This window comes from Mycobacterium sp. (assembly GCF_052144515.1).
Classification (GTDB): domain Bacteria; phylum Actinomycetota; class Actinomycetes; order Mycobacteriales; family Mycobacteriaceae; genus Mycobacterium.
Genome location: NZ_JBKQQD010000184.1, coordinates 1 through 18,540, shown reverse-complemented (window position 1 = coordinate 18,540; position 18,540 = coordinate 1). Strand labels below are relative to the sequence as shown.

Annotated in this window: 13 protein-coding genes and 1 tRNA gene; 8 read left to right on the top strand and 6 right to left on the bottom strand. The window is 65.9% G+C overall.

The window, feature by feature from the left end; translation table 11 throughout:
- Both ACLP9N_RS12495 and ACLP9N_RS12490 read right to left on the bottom strand, forming a co-directional pair.
- Window positions 1-1,510: CocE/NonD family hydrolase (locus ACLP9N_RS12495; RefSeq protein ID WP_442407702.1), on the bottom strand; the 1,510-nt coding region annotated here is incomplete at its 3' end.
- A 128-nt stretch (window positions 1,511-1,638) separates the two neighbouring features.
- A complete protein-coding gene (locus tag ACLP9N_RS12490) occupies window positions 1,639-3,735 on the bottom strand; it encodes a serine/threonine-protein kinase (RefSeq protein WP_442407701.1) in 2,097 nt (698 codons plus the stop codon).
- 305 nt (window positions 3,736-4,040) lie between these two features.
- On the opposite strand from ACLP9N_RS12490, the gene ACLP9N_RS12485 reads away from it, so the two are divergent.
- The 5 genes from ACLP9N_RS12485 to ACLP9N_RS12465 all read left to right on the top strand — a co-directional run bounded on the left by ACLP9N_RS12485 (window position 4,041) and on the right by ACLP9N_RS12465 (window position 9,733).
- Window positions 4,041-6,767 (top strand): ATP-binding cassette domain-containing protein, encoded by a 2,727-nt coding sequence (locus ACLP9N_RS12485; protein ID WP_442407700.1) that lies wholly within the window; start codon window positions 4,041-4,043, stop codon window positions 6,765-6,767.
- A 77-nt stretch (window positions 6,768-6,844) separates the two neighbouring features.
- Window positions 6,845-7,309 carry a DUF402 domain-containing protein gene (locus tag ACLP9N_RS12480; RefSeq protein WP_442407699.1) on the top strand — a complete coding sequence of 155 codons (465 nt, stop codon included), beginning with the start codon at window positions 6,845-6,847 and terminating at the stop codon, window positions 7,307-7,309.
- A 49-nt stretch (window positions 7,310-7,358) separates the two neighbouring features.
- Complete coding sequence (gene ligD / locus ACLP9N_RS12475; RefSeq protein WP_442407698.1) at window positions 7,359-8,357, top strand: non-homologous end-joining DNA ligase; 999 nt, start codon at window positions 7,359-7,361, stop codon at window positions 8,355-8,357.
- A complete protein-coding gene (gene ligD, locus ACLP9N_RS12470; protein WP_442407697.1) occupies window positions 8,357-9,247 on the top strand; it encodes a non-homologous end-joining DNA ligase in 891 nt (296 codons plus the stop codon). Before ligD (ACLP9N_RS12475) ends, ligD (ACLP9N_RS12470) begins: the two co-directional genes overlap by 1 nt.
- Before the next feature lie 63 nt (window positions 9,248-9,310).
- A complete protein-coding gene (locus tag ACLP9N_RS12465) occupies window positions 9,311-9,733 on the top strand; it encodes a hypothetical protein (protein ID WP_442407696.1) in 423 nt (140 codons plus the stop codon).
- Here ACLP9N_RS12465 and coaE read toward each other — a convergent pair.
- The 3 genes from coaE to polA all read right to left on the bottom strand — a co-directional run bounded on the left by coaE (window position 9,730) and on the right by polA (window position 15,260).
- Window positions 9,730-10,950 (bottom strand): dephospho-CoA kinase, encoded by a 1,221-nt coding sequence (gene coaE, locus ACLP9N_RS12460; protein ID WP_442407695.1) that lies wholly within the window; start codon window positions 10,948-10,950, stop codon window positions 9,730-9,732. The genes ACLP9N_RS12465 and coaE overlap by 4 nt on opposite strands.
- A gap of 23 nt (window positions 10,951-10,973) precedes the next feature.
- Window positions 10,974-12,419, bottom strand: a complete 1,446-nt coding sequence (rpsA, locus tag ACLP9N_RS12455; RefSeq protein WP_442407694.1) for a 30S ribosomal protein S1 — start codon at window positions 12,417-12,419, stop codon at window positions 10,974-10,976.
- 177 nt (window positions 12,420-12,596) lie between these two features.
- Window positions 12,597-15,260 (bottom strand): DNA polymerase I, encoded by a 2,664-nt coding sequence (gene polA / locus ACLP9N_RS12450; RefSeq protein ID WP_442407703.1) that lies wholly within the window; start codon window positions 15,258-15,260, stop codon window positions 12,597-12,599.
- Between the two features lie 144 nt (window positions 15,261-15,404).
- Here polA and ACLP9N_RS12445 point away from each other — a divergent pair, with 144 nt between their 5' ends.
- Window positions 15,405-15,845: a Zn-ribbon domain-containing OB-fold protein gene (locus ACLP9N_RS12445; protein WP_442407693.1), complete on the top strand. Its 441-nt coding sequence runs from the start codon at window positions 15,405-15,407 to the stop codon at window positions 15,843-15,845.
- Window positions 15,842-17,044, top strand: coding sequence for a lipid-transfer protein (locus ACLP9N_RS12440; protein ID WP_442407692.1), 1,203 nt, complete (start codon window positions 15,842-15,844; stop codon window positions 17,042-17,044). Before ACLP9N_RS12445 ends, ACLP9N_RS12440 begins: the two co-directional genes overlap by 4 nt.
- Window positions 17,045-17,171: 127 nt before the next feature.
- Here ACLP9N_RS12440 and ACLP9N_RS12435 read toward each other — a convergent pair whose 3' ends face one another.
- Window positions 17,172-17,798 (bottom strand): ANTAR domain-containing response regulator, encoded by a 627-nt coding sequence (locus tag ACLP9N_RS12435; protein WP_442407691.1) that lies wholly within the window; start codon window positions 17,796-17,798, stop codon window positions 17,172-17,174.
- A 124-nt stretch (window positions 17,799-17,922) separates the two neighbouring features.
- Here ACLP9N_RS12435 and ACLP9N_RS12430 point away from each other — a divergent pair.
- Window positions 17,923-17,996: transfer RNA gene (locus tag ACLP9N_RS12430), tRNA-Leu, on the top strand.
- The last annotated feature ends 544 nt before the right edge of the window (window positions 17,997-18,540 follow it).

Genomic DNA, 18,540 nt, shown 5'->3' with positions numbered 1-18,540 from the left:
TGCGGTCATAACTGTGAGCGGGTATAACGTCCGTCGATTTCGCTTCGTCCAGACGGCGCATGGAGACACGCAGGCGCCCGTTGGAACCCTTGTACTTGAGAATCGCCGCGCCGTTCCGGGTCAGGTTCTCCAGGGCCTCCCGGTGATTGGGAACGTTGAATTGCTGGAGGTGCTGACCGTCAGCGTCAAGCTTCTGCAAGAAGACGAACAGATCCATGTCGTCCCAGCCTTCGGATTCGACCCAGAGCCGCACCTTCGGATAGCCGACGAGTTCGGTTTCGGTCTCGAAACGGACGACGAACGACACCCCCTCTCGATCCGACTCCGCATCGTAGCTCGTCGCCACAGCACCTGCAGGTGCGTCATCGGCCAGAGCCTGGGACTCACCGTCGAGGTAGTACTTGACGTAGCCGACGTCGTCTGGCGGGAATTCGGTCGCAGGGATGTCGACGAGGTCGTTGCCCTCGAGATCCAGCAGGGCATAACGCACCCGGGGCGTGTCTACCCATCCGTTGTCCTGGCCCTTCAGGTAATGGTCGAAGAAGCGAAGAAGATCGCGCTTGCTCGCCTCATCATTGAAGTCGGGCCATTCCATGGTCCGATGGATACGCAGCCACTTCTCGCGCGAACTAATCTCCCGCCATCCGCGGAACGTCCCAGGTGTGTGGATCAAGTTCGAGTAGCTGGCGACGATGTAAGCCGGCGCCTTGATTTGCTCCAAACGGGCGATCTTGGACTTCCAGAGGTCGTTCATAAGGGGATAGTGCTCAGCCTCCGCGACGAGGTCCTCCCGTTTGTTCTTCCCGACGTATGAGGTCGCCCACATCGCGGGAAAGGCGAAATCGGGCATTCCCCCGCGCATGATCAAGTCGCGATAGATGTCGCTCATGCCTTCCCACGGGGCAATGGCGGTCAAGTGCGGCGGTTGCTCAGCCGCAGTAAACCACTGCGAGATCGCGAGGTAGGAATTTCCGGCCATGGCCACCTTGCCGGTGCACCAGTCCTGGATGGCGAGCCATTCGATGAGATCGTGACAGTCCTGGCCATCTTGCTGCCCGGGGAAGATACTGTCGCCATCGGAGTGGTACACCCCGCGCGCGTCCGGATTGCAAATGGCGTAACCATTTGCGCACCAGAACGCGGGGTCCGGACCCTCGAATTTCCCCAGACCTGAAAGCTGGCTCTGGTCGCTTCCCAGAACATTGAACATATTCCAGTTTCTCGGGTGCGTGCCGCCGTTCTTGCCGTAGGGGCTCCAGGCGACGATGACCGGCACCTTCTCGATCCCGGCCGGGCGGAAGACGTCGACGTAGATCATCGATCCGTCGCGGAGTGCGACAGCAGTGTCCTTCTCGAACACGATGTCGACAGGGATTGCGTAGAACTGCGGCGTCGTCTGAAAACCCGCCGGTAGCACTTTGGTGCCCGGATCGAACTTGGCGAACACGGTTGGCTCGTTCGCTTCGTCGTATCCAAACGCCGGCAGGAAGACTGCTTCTTCGTTGCGCATTATCGACGCCTCTCACTCCAGTCTCAGCGGATGCCCGCAGCCCGGGCCTTGCCCAAGGCGTGGTAGGCCTCGGCCGGGGATGTGTTCGACGTTATTCGACATTGCCGGCAAGCTCGCGGCCAGAACAGCTATCCGGCGGGGAGGGTCCACATCCGGGTGACGGGATCGCATTGGAGCAGGTAGCCGTCGTTCGAAGTGGACATGGCGAACACCGAGGTGCCCGGGCGGTCGCACGAGCTACCGGCGGTGTGCACTCCCGCCGTGATGGGCGCCTTGGCCCAGCTGTTGCCCTCACACACGACCTGCTCGTTGTTGGTCGGGTCGTAGCCGAGTTTGCCGACATCGCCGCACAACGCGCCGAGCACGGGCGGCGACGGGGCGGCCGGCGTGGTCGTGGCGTTGACCACCTGAGCGGGGTCAGCCAAGTTCACGCCCGCAGGCACGTCACCGACTCGGGTGGCCACCACGGGTGTGCGCACCACGGCTCCTTGTGCGCCGCACTCATTGCTGAGAACGGTCTCGGTCTCGGTGCCGCGCAGCGTGCCGTCAGCCTGCGGCGCCAGCGACCACGCGACCGTCTCCTGCTGGGTGGCGTTGACCTGGCCGTTCGGCTGGGTGCAGCCCAACCGCTCCTGCTGCGGAGTGCCCTGCCAATATCCGCCGACGAAACGCAGACTGTCGGTCTGGCCGCCATCGGTAGTGCTGGCCACCTGGTGGTTGGTGTCGTCAAGTTGAGTCCCCGTGGCCGCACATCCGTTGGACGTGCACGCAGAGTGGAAGGCCCACCAATCGGTGGCGGGGCCGTCGTGCCGGATCTGGACGCCGTTGCCGGTCCGCTTGGTCTGGTCGTAGGTCAATTGATAGGTTCCGTCGAGTCCCTGGCCGCCGGGGGTAGCCGGAGCAGCGGCGGGTGCAGGCGCCGACGGTCTCGAAGCGAGCGCCGGGTTGGGCTGGGCGCTGTCGGGCTGGAACGAATATAGGATCGACCACGTCGCCGCCATCGCGATCAGCATCGCGCAGACCAAGGCGGTTGCCCACCGGGTCCGTGACGAAAACTTGTGGGTCATCACCGCCAAAACGCGGCGAGGAGAACGCAACTCGGCAAACGTGGGTTTGGGCTGCCTGGGGCGCCAATCGCTGATCTGGTCGTCGACGCCTTCGAGCGCTTCAAAAGCAGACGAAAACGCGCGGCACCGCTCGAACCTGTCCTCCGGATTCTTGGCAAGCGCCGTGAAGAACACGTCGTCGAGATGCGCCAAATCCGGGCGGTGATCGCTGAGCCGGGGCGGGTCCTCGTGCAGGTGCTGGCTGATCACCGCGATCGGGTTCTCGTGCTGGAACGGCGGCGCACCGGTGAGCAGATGAAACGCCGTGGCGGCCAACGCATATTGGTCCGCCCGCCCATCGATGTTGGAGCCGGTCAACTGTTCGGGCGCGGCATAAGCGACCGTGCCCACCGCGACATTGGTCTCAGTGATCCCGCTGATGTCGCCGAGGTGGCGGGCTACACCGAAGTCCGCCAACAGGATTCGGCGTTCCCCTTGGTCAGGAGGGTCGGGATGGGTGAGCAGGATGTTGGCGGGTTTGACGTCGCGGTGCAGCAGCCCGCGGTCGTGAGCGTAATCGAGCGCACCCGCGACGGCGCGGACGATGTCGCACACCTCGTCGACGGGCATGCCGTCCGGGTAACGCTCTTTCACCAGCCGGCTGGCATCGGTGCCCTCGACATAATCCATGGAAATCCAGAGCTGACCGTTGAATTCGCCGCGGTCGTGGACTCCGACGATGTGCGGATGCCACAGCGTTGCGGCCAGATCGGCTTCCCGGTTGAACCTGTCGCGGAATTCGCGATCCGCGGTGATCGCCTCGGCGAGGACCTTGATCACATCGCGCCGCGGCAACCTGGGGTGCAACGCCAGATACACCTCGGCCATACCGCCGGCGCCGAGCGGCCGCAAGATGGTGTAGCCGGCAAACGGCGCACCGCTCGCGAGACGCGAGCCCCTTATCTCGTCCCGGCCCTCATCCCGACGCTCGGCCGCGAAATTCGCGGGCTGCGCGTTCGGGCTCGAGTTGACCGGTGGAACGCGGCGCAAGAAGTGTGCGACCGTCGCCGAAGGAAGAGATTGAAAGCCCGCGCGCATCGCCGCACGGCCTAGGCGCGGGTTGCTCAGCAGCCCCCGCCCGGCGTCTGGGCGTCTGGCCCTCCGCTTCATCTCGTCCATCCGTGAGTGCCCCCTCGTTTCTCGGCATTAACTGCGGGTATCGCCGCAACTTGATGCGCGGCGAAATACCCTGGGCGTCTGCACCGGGATGGGGTCCGTTGCTTCGTCGCGGCACCCCACACCGCTCCGGACCGCGATCCGGAATTCACTTTGTTCCCACCCATCACGTTCGAATCATGCCGGAGACGCATGGGCAACGGGCCAACGCAGGCTATGAGGCAGCTATGAGTGGCCAAATTGAGACAAAGCCAAGTCACAGGCGAGTCCAATGGAGAGCACTCGGGTCACGGACCGATACTTGTGTAGTGAGTCGACCAGCCCCGCCTGTACTGACGATCCGGCACAACGGATCCCAACAGTCCTTCGCACCGGGCCATGAGGTGGTCGTCGGGCGTGATTTGTATGCCGACCTGCGCATCGCGGATCCGCGGATATCCCGCGCGCACCTGATTTTGCGGTTTGATCAGGGCCGATGGATGGCGATCGACAACGGATCGCTGAACGGAACGTACCTCAACGGCTACCGCATGCCGGTGATCGACATCCACGACGGCCAAAGCATCAACGTGGGGAATCCGCAGGGGCCCCGGTTGACCTTCCAGATCGGGTCCCAGCAGCCGACCGTCCGGCCATCCCAGATGAGGTCGACGCACGACTCCGGGCCGCCCACCCTTGCCTGGTCGGTGAACCCGCGGCGGGTGGAGCCCCCGCAGCGGCCCGCGCCGCCTCGACAGACCAGGGACCAGACCCCGCGCCCTGCTCGCGGGCGCACCGGCCCCGCACCGGCACCACCCAAGCCGCCGGGGCCGCCCAAGCCACCCGAGCCGCCGCGGCATCCGCGTCCCTACCAGCACAAGGTGACACCGCCGCCAGTAGCACCGGCACCGCCGCCCCGGCCACCGTCACCAGCACAGCCACCGCCCAATCCGCCGCCGGAAGAGCTGACCGTCGTCAACGCCGGGTCGGCCCCGCCGCAACCGGCCGAGTTCACCGTCATCGACGCCAAGCCCGGCGACGTGTCGAACCTCGCGACGAGATTCGTCAAGTTTCTCTCGCAACGCACGTCCGGAACCGCCGGGCCGGCAAGAGCGGCCGACACGGCCGGCACCGTCACAATCGGCCGCGCCAACGACAACGACATCGTCATCCCCGACGTCCTGGCCTCCCGCGAGCACGCGACGCTGACGTTGACGCCGCTCGGCACCGAAATTCGGGACCGCAGCATAAACGGGACGTTCGTCAACGGCATCCGGGTGGGGTCGGCGATCCTGACCGAGGGCGACGTCGTCACCATCGGCAACGTCGACCTGGTGTTCAGCAACAGCACCCTGCTCCCCCGCAAGGAAGCGGAGACACGCACCGGGGGCCTGGAGGTGCACGGCGTCAAATACACCGTCGGCGATGGCAAGCAAGGCAAACAACTCCTGGACGACATCTCGCTGATCGCCAGGCCCGGCACCCTGACCGCCATCATCGGCGGGTCCGGCGCGGGCAAGACCACGCTCGCCCGGTTGATCGCCGGCTACGCCCGGCCCACTTCCGGCTCGGTCACCTTCCAGGGCCACGACATTCACGCCGAATACGCGTCCCTGCGCAGCAGGATCGGCATGGTCCCGCAGGATGACGTGGTGCACCGCCAGCTGACGGTGAACCAGGCGTTGGGCTACGCCGCCGAACTGCGGCTGCCTCCCGACACCAACAAAGCCGACCGTGCCCAGGTCGTCACGCAGGTGCTCGAAGAGCTCGATCTGACCAAACACGCCGACACCCGGGTGGACAAGCTGTCCGGCGGTCAACGCAAACGCGCCTCGGTGGCGCTCGAGCTTCTCACCGGGCCATCGCTGCTGATCCTCGATGAACCGACGTCGGGTCTGGACCCCGCGCTGGATCACCAAGTCATGATGATGCTGCGCCAGTTGGCCGACGCCGGCCGCGTGGTGATCGTGGTGACGCACATGTTGTCCTACCTGGACATTTGCGACCAGCTGCTGCTGGTGGCGCCCGGCGGAAAGACGGCGTTCTGCGGCCCGCCGGGCGACATCGGCGACGCGATGGGCACCACGAACTGGGCCAAGATCTTCTCGAAAGTGGGCGCCGATCCCGACGAAGCCAACCGACGCTTCCGGGCCCAGAACCAGACGCCGGGCAAGCGCCCGGTTCCTGAGACCGAGCCGGCCGAGCTGGGCAAGCCGGTGCATACCAGTCTGCGGCGCCAGATCTCGACGGTCGCCCGGCGGCAGGTCCGGCTGGTGGTCGCCGATCGCGCCTACTTCGTGTTCTTGGCGCTGTTGCCATTCATCCTCGGTTCGTTGTCGCTGACGGTTCCCGGTTCGAGCGGATTTCACATTCCCGCGGAGCACGCCGGCACGCCTGACGAGTCCGCGCAGATCCTGAGCCTGCTGCTACCCGCCGCGGCGTTCATGGGAATCGCGCTGACGATCCGCGACCTGGTCGGCGAGCGTGCCATCTTTCAGCGCGAGCAGGCGGTCGGCTTGTCGACCAGCGCCTATCTGGTTGCCAAGACGGCCGTGTTCTGCGGCTTTGCCATCCTGCAAGCGGCGATCATCACCGCGATAGTGGTGCTGGGCAAGGGCGCGCCGACCCGCGGGGCGGTGGTGATGGGCCATGGCACTGTCGCGGCCACCGTCGAGCTGTTTACGACGGTCGCGGCGACCTGCGTGGCCTCGGCCGTCCTCGGACTGGCGATCTCGGCACTGGTCCGCTCGACCGAGCAGGTCATGCCGTTGTTCGTGGTGGCGGTGATGGCGCAGCTGGTGTTGTGCGGCGGGATGGTGCCGGTGACCGGCCGGCTCGGGCTGGACCAGCTGTCGTTTGCGATGCCGACCCGGTGGGGGTACGCCGCCGCGGCGTCGACGGTCGATGTGCGGACGCTGGTGCCTGGTTCGGTGCTGCCCCAGGACCGTTTCTGGGAGCACGCCTCAAAGATCTGGTTGTTCGACATGGCGATGCTGGGCGCGCTGTCGCTGCTCTATTTCTGCTTTGTCCGCTGGAAGATCCGGCTGCGTCGTTAAGAGGTGACATCATTCACCCACCGAAGCGCGAGACGTTCGACCTGGTTGCTCGCACCAACACCGATCCCAAGGGCATCGTGCGGGCCGTCGACGAATACACGGTGCAGCCGTGGGGGCTCTACCTGGCCCGACCCACTCCTGGCCGCGCCCAATTTCATTACCTCGAATCGTGGCTGCTGCCGTCGCTGGGCTTGCGCGCCACGGTCTTCCACTTCAACCCGGGCCACGAACGCGACCATGACTACTACCTCGACGTTGGTGAATACACGCCCGGTCCGGCCGTGTGGCGCTCCGAAGACCACTACCTCGACATCGAGGTGCGTACTGGGACGGGGGCGGCGCTGGCCGACATCGACGAACTGCTGGAAGCCGTCCGCCACGGCCTGCTGACTGCGGAGGTCGCCGAGCAGGCGGTGCGGCGCGCCGTGTCCGCCGTGGACGGACTGGCCCGCAATGGCTATGACCTGCAGCGCTGGCTGGCCGGCTATGGCATGCAGCTCAGCTGGCGCGGGGCGAGACCGTTTTCAGGCGCCAACCCGTGAAAAGCCAGCCCGAATCCGTGCTCACCGGACGCACGTTGGACGACTTGTCGTGACGGATCTTGCCAGCCTGCCCGAGTCCGTCCGCGCTGCGCTGCGCGACGAACCGGTGCCCGACTGGCGAGCACCGACGCTGGCCACCCTGACCGAGAAACGCTTTTCCGACCCGAATTGGATCTTCGAGCGCAAGTTCGACGGAATGCGCTGCCTGGCGTTCCGCGACGGCGACCGCATGCGGCTGCTGTCGCGGAACCGTCAGCCGCTCAACGGAACCTATCCGGAGCTGGTTGACGCACTTGCCGCGCAGCACACCTCCCGGTTCGTCGTGGACGGCGAGGTCGTGGCGTTCGAGGGACGGCGCACCAGCTTTGCCCGGCTGCAGGGGCGTCTGGGCATCACGGATCCTAACGTGGCGCGCGCGTCGCGGGTCCGCGTCTTCTACTACGTCTTTGACCTGTTGCACCTCGACGGCAAGTCCACCGTCGACGTGCCGCTGATCTGGCGTAAACGATTGCTGCGCAGTGCGATTGAGTTCGGCGGTCCGGTGCGGTACACACCGCACCGCGTCGAGGCCGGCATTGCCGCCTACCGAACCGCCTGTGAGCGCGGCGACGAGGGCGTGATCGCCAAGCTGGCCGACTCGAAGTACGACGGGCGCCGCTCGCCGAATTGGCTGAAGTTCAAGTGCGTCCGCGATCAGGAATTCGTCGTCGGGGGCTACACCATCCCCAAAGGCAGCCGAATCGAGCTGGGCGCGTTGCTGATCGGCTACTACGAGGACGGCGACCTGATCTACGCCGGCAAAGTGGGCACCGGCTTCGACGAGGCCACGCTGCGCAGCCTGCACGAACGGTTGTCCGGAATCGAGCGGGACGCACCGCCGTTCACCCGTGGGCTGGTGCGCGAGCGCGAGGCGCGATGGGTACGCCCCGAGTTGGTGGCTCAAATCGGATTCACCGAGTGGACGCGCGACGGCAAGCTGCGTCACCCGCGCTACCAGGGCCTGCGCACCGACAAGGAGCCCGGCGACGTCGTGCGGGAGACACGCTGATGCCCCGCATTGAGGTTGAGGTCACCCACGGGGACCGGGTGTTGTTTCCCGCTGACGGGATCACCAAGCGCGATCTGGTCGACTACTACTGCGCGGTGGCCGACACGATGCTGCCGCACCTCAAGGGGCGGCCGCTCAACGTGCAGAGGTTCCCACGCGGCATCGGCGAAGAAGGTTTCCTGCAACAAGATTTCGCCGATTCGCTGCCGGACTGGATAAGCGGTGTCGAGGTCGACAAAGAAGGCGGCACCCTGGTGCATGCGGTAGCCGAACGCCCAGAAGCGCTGGGATGGCTGGCCAACCAGAACTGCATCACGTTGCACATCTGGCAATCACGGCGAGGCCGGCTGCACACCCCCGACCGACTCGTCTTCGATCTGGACCCGTCGGACAGCGACTTCGCGGTGGTGCGTGCGGCGGCCCGCGCGACAGCCGCGGTGCTCGACGACCTCGGCCTGGCGCGTTACGTGCAGACCACCGGCTCGCGCGGGCTGCACGTCGTGGTACCGCTGCGCGGCGACGCCGACTTCGACACCGCGCGCCAGTTCGCACGCGACGTCGCCGAGGTGGTGGTGGCCGACGATCCCGCGCACCGCACCCTGGAAGCCCGCAAGGACAACCGCGGCAACCGCGTGTATCTCGACATAATGCGCAACGCTTACGCGCAGACGGCGGTTGCACCGTATTCGGTACGCGCCCGCCCCGGTGCGCCGGTAGCCACCCCGCTGGAATGGGATGAACTGGGCGCACGCGGGTTGCGGGCCGATCGATTCACCATCCGCGACATACCCAAACGCCTGGCCGGGCAACGCGATCCGTGGGCCGACATGTCGCGGCACGCCCGCACACTGACCGGCCCCCTGCGGCGCCTGGCGAAGCTTCATGCCTGAGCTGTCACCTGCCAGGCTTAACGGCTTGGTCCTCCGATCACGCTGGGCGTAATCTCAGCAGCTATGAGCTGCACCGGGTGCAGACGGGTGCCAATCGCTGCCGTAACGCTGATTGCTGCCGGTTCCCAGTTGATTCCTGCGATTTCCGCCAGGGCGCGGGCGGACCTGCATAACATCACCTACCGTGCCCGGATCGACGCGCTGACGACGGGTAGCCAGGCCACCTTCGTGATCAACGGCGGTCAGACCAACACCACCGGCCTTCCCTCCATGCCCGGCAACGTGTTCGAGGCAAACACGGTGCTGCCCGATCCGGGGCAGGCCGGTATGCGCATTGTGCTGCACTTTCCCTACTCGGCCAACGTGCACTGCGAGATCGATGTGGACGACAACGTTTTCACCCAGGTAGACCAGATGGTCAGGCCGGCGCCCGGCAGCAGCGACCCGCTGAACGGTGCGCTGCAGTGCGGCGCACCGCTGCCCTAGGGCCGCCACCCGGTGGAGTTGGCCCATTCCCACGCCCGCCGGTAGGCATCGAGAAACCACGGCTCCCTGGCTTCTGCATAGTGGGCATAGCTTGTGACACCGCTTTCGGCCGCCCGCTTAACGGTCAGGTAGTCATCGCGCACACCCGGGTTGGCCAGAAGCCAGTCGACGAAGAGCAGGGCGAACTGCTGATTGGGCCAACCGTCCACCCGGATGTGCACGTTTGTCGGCCGGCCGGGATCCGCCGAAGCGTGAATCCGCTTGTGCCACAACGACGGATCGCCGGCGTGATCATAGCGGCCGACGGTGCTGCGGGCTTGGGACTTGGGGGCCTTGGCGACGTCGGCGGTGATGTGCTGGATGCGGGGGTAGCCCGCGGACAACAACGGCTCGGCGAGTTCGTCTGCCACGGCAAGGGATTCGACGGTGATCTGGATGTCGATGACGTCCTTGGCGTCGTAGTCGGGCACGGCGGTCGACCCGATGTGGTCGACGCGCAACGCCCTGTGACCGCAGGCCGTCTTCAACCGGTTGACGATGCGCCGCGCCTGCTCCGGCCAGGTCGCATCGGCCCGGACCAGATGCGCCGGTGCACGGACGATCTGACGTTGCGTGAGGTTGTGGGCAAAAGGCAGGATGCGGTTGTTCCACACATCGCGGGCCCGCTCGACCAAATCCTCTTGCGTGCCCGAGTTGTCCAGCCACACGTCGGCGACGGCACGACGTTGCTCGTCGTCGGCCTGCGCCGCGATTCTCGCACGGGCGTCCTCTTCGGGCATACCGCGTTGCTCGACCAGACGTCGCAGCCGCACCTCGACGTCGGCGTGCACGATGACCACCAGCGGGAACAGCGGCGCCATTCCCGATTCCACCAGCAGCGGAATGTCTTCGACGACAACTGCATCGTCGTGCACCGCCGCGATGATCTCCGCGCGGCGCTTGCCTACCAGCGGGTGAACGATCCCGTTGAGCCGCTGGCGAGCCTCGTCGTCGCGAAAAGCCTTGGCGGCCAGGGCCGGACGGTCCAGGGCCCCGTCTGGGAGCAGGATGTCGTGACCGAACGCGTCGACCAGCGACGCCAGTCCCTCGGTGCCGGGCTCGACAACCTCGCGCGCGATGACGTCCCCGTCGACGATGATCCCGCCGCATTGCGCGAAGGTGGCGGACAGCACCGATTTCCCGGCGCCGATGCCGCCGGTCAGCCCGATGCGCAGCATTACGCGATAGCTATCAGAAAAGGTTAGGCGTTGCCGGCGAGCTTTTCCCGCAGAGCGGCCAGTTGGGCGTCGCTGGCAAGCGACCCACCCGCGGCCTTCTCCTGCGGCGCGCTGGTGGACGGCGATTGGTCGCCGCCGCCATGTCCGGCCGCCTCGCCGGCAGCGAACTTCTCCATCTGCGCGGTGTGCATCTTGTGCCGGCGCTCGGCCTCCGCGTAGCGGGCTTCCCATTCGGTGCGCTGGGGGTCGAATCCGTCGAGCCATTCGTTGGTTTCGGGGTCGAAGCCCTCGGGGAAGATGTAGTTGCCCTGGTCGTCGTAGCTGTCGGCCATGCCGTACTTCGCCGGGTCGAACTCTTCGGTGTAGTCCTCGTTGGCTTGCTTGAGCGACAACGAAATCCGGCGGCGCTCCAGGTCGATGTCGATGACCTTGACCATCGCGTCGTCGCCGACGGCAACCACCTGGTCGGGCACCTCGACATGGCGCTCGGCCAGCTCGGAGATGTGCACCAAGCCTTCGATGCCCTCCTCGACGCGGACGAACGCGCCGAACGGAACGAGCTTGGTGACCTTGCCCGGCACGATCTGACCGATGGCGTGGGTGCGGGCGAAGTGCCGCCACGGGTCTTCCTGAGTCGCCTTGAGCGACAACGAAACCCGCTCGCGGTCCATGTCGACGTCGAGCACCTCGACGGTGACCTCGTCGCCCACCTGGACCACCTCGGACGGGTGGTCGATGTGCTTCCAGGACAGCTCGGAGACGTGCACCAGACCGTCGACACCACCGAGGTCGACGAACGCGCCGAAGTTGACGATCGACGAGACCACACCCTTGCGGATGGTGCCCTTCTGCAGCTGGTTGAGGAATTCGCTGCGCACCTCGGACTGGGTTTGTTCCAGCCAGGCGCGGCGGGACAGGACCACGTTGTTGCGGTTCTTGTCCAGCTCGATGATCTTGGCTTCGATCTCCTTGCCGATGTACGGCTGGAGATCGCGCACGCGCCGCATCTCGACCAGCGAGGCGGGCAGGAAGCCGCGCAGCCCGATGTCGAGGATCAGGCCACCCTTGACCACCTCGATGACGGTGCCCTTGACGGCCTCGTCCTTCTCCTTGAGCGCCTCGATGGTGCCCCAGGCGCGCTCGTACTGTGCGCGCTTCTTGGACAGGATCAGGCGGCCCTCTTTGTCCTCCTTGGTGAGGACGAGGGCCTCGACCTCATCGCCGACGGTTACGACCTCGTTGGGGTCGACGTCGTGCTTGATGGAGAGCTCGCGGGCGGGGATGACCCCTTCGGTCTTGTAGCCGATGTCGAGGAGCACCTCGTCCCGGTCCACTTTGACGATGGTGCCTTCGACGATGTCGCCATCGTTGAAGTACTTGATCGTTTTGTCTATTGCGGCGAGAAAGTCCTCGCTGGTGCCTATGTCGTTGACGGCTACTTGCGGCGAGGTGACGGTGGGACTCGGCATATTGTTGGGTTGCTCCGGACAGGGTGCGGTCGTAGGGACAAAAATGGGGTTTACCCATCGAGGCTACTCGACAGGGCACACGCTGGACAAACCGCACCACCCGTCGCGTGCGTAACGCCACGGCGAATTCCGGCGAGATTTTCAGCCGCCACGGGACACTCGGCGGCCAATATGCCGCTAATGCGCAGCAGAGTCCCAGCTGCGGCCGTAACCCACCGACACCTCCAGCGGCACATCGAGTGGGTAGGCGCCGCCCATCTTGTCGCGCACCAGCGCCTCTACCTGCTCGCGCTCACCGGTCGCGATTTCGATCAACAGCTCGTCGTGTACCTGCAGCAGCATGCGTGACGCCAGCGCGGCCTCTTTGAGGGCCTTGTCCACCTCGATCATCGCCACCTTGATGATGTCGGCCGCACTGCCCTGGATCGGCGCGTTGAGCGCCGCCCGTTCGGCGGCCTCGCGCACCTGACGATTGCTGCTGTCGAGTTCCGGCAGGTAGCGCCGGCGGCCCAGCACAGTCGAGGTGTAGCCGTCCTTGCGCGCCTGTTCGACGACGTCCATCAAGTAGTCGCGCACCCCGCCGAACCGGGCGAAATACTGGTCCATCTGGACCTTGGCCTCCTCGGTGGAGATTTTCAGCTGCGCGGCCAATCCGTAGGCGCTCAGCCCGTAGGCCAGCCCGTACGACATCGCCTTGACCCGGCGCCGCAGCTCGGCGGTGACCTCGTCGATCGGCACCCCGAATGCGCGCGACGCCACAAACGAGTGCAGGTCCTCACCCGTATTGAAGGCTTCAATGAGCCCTTCGTCACGGGACAGGTGCGCCATGATCCGCATCTCGATCTGGCTGTAGTCGGCGGTCATCAGCTCGCTGTAGCCGTTCCCCACCACGAAGGCGTCCCTAATCTGGCGGCCGGCGTCGGTGCGGATCGGGATGTTCTGCAGGTTGGGCTCGGTCGAGGAGAGCCGGCCGGTCGCCGCGATCGTCTGGTTGAACGTGGTGTGGATCCGGCCGTCGGTCGCCACCGAGTTCAGCAACCCATCGACGGTGACCTTGAGCCGGGTGACGTCGCGGTGGGCCAGCAGATGCTGCAGGAACGGGTGCCCGGTCTTGTCGAACAGCGACTGCAGGGCGTCGGCGTCGGTGGTGTAGCCGGTCTTGGTGCGCTTGGTCTTCGGCATTGCCAGCTCGTCGAACAGCACCACCTGCAGCTGCTTGGGTGAGCCCAGGTTGATCTGCTTGCCGATCACCGCGTACGCGGCCTCGGCGGCGTCGCGGATCTGGTCGCCGAACTGGCTCTGCAATTCGCTCAGCAGCCGCAAATCGACGGCGATACCCGCGGCCTCCATGTCGGCCAGCACCTGCTGCACCGGCAGTTCCATCTCACCCAGCAACGCGGTGGAGTCGATGCGGTCCAACTCGGCGTCCAGCGCGTCGGCCAGGTCCGCCACGGCCCGGGCCCGCAGGATCGCGGTCTGGACAGCTTGCTCGTCGGTTCCGTCGATGTCGTCGAGCAGCGAAAGTTGTTGCTGCTCAGTGGTTTCCGCGCGCAACTCGCGCCGCAGGTAACGCAGCGAGAGGTCGTCCAGGGTGAAGCTGCGCTGCCCGGGCCGCACCAGGTAGGCCGCCAGGGCGGTGTCGGAGGTGACGCCGTTGAGGGTCCAGCCACGGCCCACGAGGTCGTGGATGGCCAGCTTCGCCTCGTGCAGGGCTTTGGGTTTCGCGGCATCGGCCAACCAGGCCGCCAGTGCGGCCTCGTCGTCGGGAGTCAACGTCGCGGTCTCGATGTAGCCGCCGTCCCCGTCGGCGGTGGCGATGGCCAGTGCGGTGGCGTCGCCGTCGTACGGCAGGTGGGTGCCCACGACGGCCAGCCCAGACCGGTGTCCGTCGCCGGCGTGCTGGGCCAGCCACTGCGCCACCGTGCCGGGCTCCAGCCCGGCGCCGCGCACGTCGAAGCCTTCCTCGACCTCGGGCTCGACAGCGGCCAGGGTATCGAACAACCGGTCGCGCAGCACTCGGAACTCCAGGTCGTCGAAGAGCCGGTGGATCTGGTCGCGATCCCACGGCTGCAGCCGCAACGTGTCGGGGGTTTGCGCCAGCGGCACGTCCTTGACCAGGTCGGTCAGCTCCCGGTTGCGCACCACGCTGGCCAGGTTGGCCCGCAGCGCGTCGCCCACCTTGCCGCGGACCGAGTCGACGTTGTCGACCAGTTCCTGCAGCGAGCCGTATTCGGAGATCCACTTGGACGCGGTCTTCTCCCCTACGCCGGGAATGCCGGGCAGGTTGTCGCTGGGATCGCCGCGCAACGCGGCGAAGTCCGGGTACTGCTGGGGAGTGAGTCCGTATTTTTCGACGACGGCCTCGGGCGTGAAGCGGGTGAGTTCGCTGACTCCTTTGCGCGGGTAGAGCACCGTCACGTCGTCGCTGACCAACTGCAGCGAGTCACGGTCACCGCTGACCACCAAGACCCGGTAGCCCTCGTTCTCGGCCTGGGTGGCCAGCGTCGCGATGAGGTCGTCGGCCTCGAATCCCGCCTCGGCGAGCACCGTAATGCCCAGTGCGCCAAGGACTTCCTTGGTGATGTCGATCTGGCCGTGGAACTCGTCGGGGGTCGAGGACCGGTTGGCCTTGTATTCCGGGTAGCGCTCTGAGCGGAAGGTCTGCCGGGACACGTCGAATGCCGCGGCGATGTGTGTGGGGGCCTCGTCGCGCAGCAGGTTGATCAGCATCGCGGTGAAGCCGTACACCGCGTTGGTGGTCAGCCCACCGCGGGTCTTGAAGTTCTCCACCGGCAGCGCGTAGAACGCCCGGAACGCCAGCGAATTGCCGTCCAGCAGCATCAGCGTCGGCTTAGGCGAGTCCTCGCTGGTGTTAAAAGGCGGAGCAGGCACGCTCTTACTCTAGGCATCCGGTATGACGCCGACCGCGCCCGCCGGAACTGCAACACGTTTCAGTTTTGTTGTTTCGCTCGGTACGCTGGCCCGGTGCCAGAGGTCATCCGCCAAGAGCCGGCGATCGACGGGTGGTTCGCCACCAATGACGCCGGCAGCCCGCATCTGATCGGCAGCAAGTGCCCCCGGTGCAGCACCTATGTGTTTCCGCCGCGAGAAAACAACTGCCCCAACCCGGGATGTGACAGCGACACACTAGAGCCCGTCGCGCTCTCGACCCGGGGAACACTGTGGAGCTACACCGAGAACCGCTACCCCCCGCCGCCGCCGTACCCCGCCCCGGATCCGTTTGAGCCGTTCGCCATCGCCGCGGTGCAGTTGGCCGACGAGGGGCTGATCGTATTGGGCAAGGTTGTCGAGGGCACGCTGGCGGCCGACTTGAAGGTGGGCATCGAGATGGAGCTGACCACCATGCCGCTGTTCACCGACGTCGACGGCGTCGAGCGCATCGTGTACGCGTGGAGGGTCGCATGAGCACGCCTGAACCCCTGTACATCCTCGGCGCCGGGATGCATCCCTGGGGCAAATGGGGCAGGGACTTCACCGAATACGGTGTGGTCGCCGCGCGCTCCGCTCTGGCCGAGGCCGGCCTGGACTGGCGGCAGATCCAGCTTGTCGCCGGGGCGGACACCATCCGCAACGGGTATCCGGGCTTCATCGCCGGGTCGACCTTCGCGCAGAAACTCGGCTGGAACGGCGTTCCGGTGAGCTCCAGTTACGCCGCCTGCGCCAGCGGTTCGCAGGCGCTGCAGAGCGCCCGCGCGCAGATTCTCGCCGGCTTCTGCGATGTCGCGCTGGTGATCGGCGCCGACACCACCCCGAAGGGCGCGTTCGCGCCGGTCGGCGGGGAACGCAAGAACGACCCCGACTGGCAGCGGTTCCACCTCATCGGCGCCATGAACCCGGTGTATTTCGCGCTGCTGGCGCGGCGCCGGATGGACCTCTACGGCGCGACATCCGAGGACTTCGCCCAGGTGAAGGTCAAGAACTCCCGGCATGGCCTGCAGAACCCGCATGCCCGCTACCGCAAGGAATCCTCCGTCGAGGACGTGCTGGCCAGCCCGGTGGTGGCCGACCCGTTGCGACAGCTCGACATCTGCGCCACCTCCGACGGCGCGGCGGCGCTGATTGTGGCCAACGCTGATTTCGCGCGCAAGCACCTCGGCTCGCTCGATGGCGTTCCGTCGGTGCGTGCGGTCAGCACGGTGACCCCCCGTTATCCGCAGCATCTGCCCGAATTGCCGGACATCGCAACGGATTCCACCGCCGCGGTGCCCGCGCCGGACCGGGTGTTCAAGGATCAGATCCTCGACGCGGCCTACGCCGAGGCGGGCATCGGGCCCGAGGACGTGAGCCTGGCCGAGGTTTACGACCTGTCCACCGCGCTGGAACTCGACTGGTATGAGCACCTGGGCCTGTGCGCCAAGGGTGACGCCGAGGCGTTGTTGCGCAGCGGTGCGACCACGATCGGCGGCAAGGTCCCGGTCAACCCGTCGGGCGGGCTGGCGTGCTTCGGCGAGGCGATCCCCGCCCAGGCGATCGCCCAGGTCTGCGAGCTGACCTGGCAACTGCGCGGGCAGGCCACCGGCCGGCAGGTGGAGAACGCGAAGGTCGGCGTCACTGCCAATCAGGGCCTGTTCGGCCATGGCTCGTCGGTGATCGTCGCGCGCTAGCGCACCAAGCAGCCAGTTATTCCGCGTCCGTGGGAGCGTCGAGTGTGCAACCAGGGCGGGAAAACGGCCAATTCCGCGCCCTGAACGCACACTCGAAACCGTCACCGCACACTCGATGCAAGGGCGGCTACCCAGACTCCTCCTTCGGCGCGTCCCCGAGGGTTTCTAGCACGACTTCAGCCACCCGCTTCATGGTGGTCCGCCGGTCCATGGCGGCACGCTGAATCCACTTGAACGCCTCGGGCTCAGTCATCCCCTGTTTGGCCTGCAGCAGGCCTTTGGCGCGCTCGACGATCTTGCGGGTCTCCAGCCGGTCCGACAACGTCGCCACTTCGCGTTCCAGCTCGGTGATCTCGCTGAAGCGGCTGACGGCCAGTTCAATCGCCGGGATCAGGTCGCTGACAGTGAAGGGCTTTACCAGATACGCCATCGCCCCGGCATCGCGTGCCCGTTCAACCAGGTCGCGCTGGCTGAACGCGGTCAGCACCACGATCGGCGCGATGCGTTTGCTGGCGATCTCCGACGCGGCGTCGATCCCGTCGCGGCGCGGCATCTTCACATCCATGATTACCAGGTCGGGTTTGTGCTGCTCGGCCAGTTCGACGGCCTCCTGGCCGTCGCCGGCCTCTCCGACGACGTCGTAACCCTCATCTCGCAGCATCTCGGCCAGGTCCATCCGGATGAGCGCTTCGTCTTCGGCGATCAGGACCCGGCGCGCTGGTGCGGCGTCGGTGTCGGTCGTGGGGCCTGTCATGACTGACATTGTGTCGTGGGCGGCTGTGACCAGGAACCTCGGGGCGTCAGAAGCGACGACCTAGACCCATCCTCTATGGTGGGAGGCTGCTCTAAGGTTGGGTGGCCGCATCTCAACCGCGAATGCCCTCGTATCCCAACTGGCAGAGGAAACGGACTCAAAACCCGTCCAGTGTGGGTTCGAATCCCACCGAGGGCACTCAAACTGTGGAAGCGTTTGTGCAGGTAGATGGCGTTTTCATGTTTTCTGGGTCGCCGTATCACCCCTCGTGCCCACATTTTGCCCACTTGCGGGTAGGTCAATTCCGCCTTTTCCAGCTCCTCTGGGCGTAGTCGTTCGCGCTCCGCGTGCTCCTCCCTAGCGTTCTCGAATTTCTTCTTCGTCTCGGCCAGCAATTGCGTGCTGTCAGCGGAGTTGGTCCAAACCGGAGGTAGGGATTCCTCTAGCACAGGCTTAGGCTCCGGAATCTTTGGCTAGATAATGGATTCGGAGCTAGCGTCTGGTGGGCTTTATCGGTGAGCACTGGACGGGCTTCGCCGCGGGGCCAACGAGTTGGTGGATGATCTACAAGGGCTGAGGTGTAAGGCCGTGCCCCGCGAACCCGCGCCGGAATGAACTAGTGGTCTGTCTCGTCATTGGTTGACCGCTTGGAGCGCGACGCGCCCGCGGGCGACTTTGGCGAGGATGTCTTCGGCGGTGGCGGTCCATACGAATGGTTTGGGGTCGTTGTTGTGCGCGGCGA

Bases quoted from the DNA above. Each gene is read 5' to 3' on its own strand.
- ACLP9N_RS12490 (WP_442407701.1), bottom strand. From the start codon at position 3,735: ATGGACGAGATGAAGCGGAGGGCCAGACGCCCAGACGCCGGGCGGGGG.
- ligD (WP_442407697.1), top strand. From the start codon at position 8,357: ATGCCCCGCATTGAGGTTGAGGTCACCCACGGGGACCGGGTGTTGTTT.
- ACLP9N_RS12465 (WP_442407696.1), top strand. From the start codon at position 9,311: ATGAGCTGCACCGGGTGCAGACGGGTGCCAATCGCTGCCGTAACGCTG.
- coaE (WP_442407695.1), bottom strand. From the start codon at position 10,950: ATGCTGCGCATCGGGCTGACCGGCGGCATCGGCGCCGGGAAATCGGTG.
- rpsA (WP_442407694.1), bottom strand. From the start codon at position 12,419: ATGCCGAGTCCCACCGTCACCTCGCCGCAAGTAGCCGTCAACGACATA.
- polA (WP_442407703.1), bottom strand. From the start codon at position 15,260: ATGCTGCTGGACGGCAATTCGCTGGCGTTCCGGGCGTTCTACGCGCTG.
- ACLP9N_RS12440 (WP_442407692.1), top strand. From the start codon at position 15,842: ATGAGCACGCCTGAACCCCTGTACATCCTCGGCGCCGGGATGCATCCC.
- ACLP9N_RS12435 (WP_442407691.1), bottom strand. From the start codon at position 17,798: ATGACAGGCCCCACGACCGACACCGACGCCGCACCAGCGCGCCGGGTC.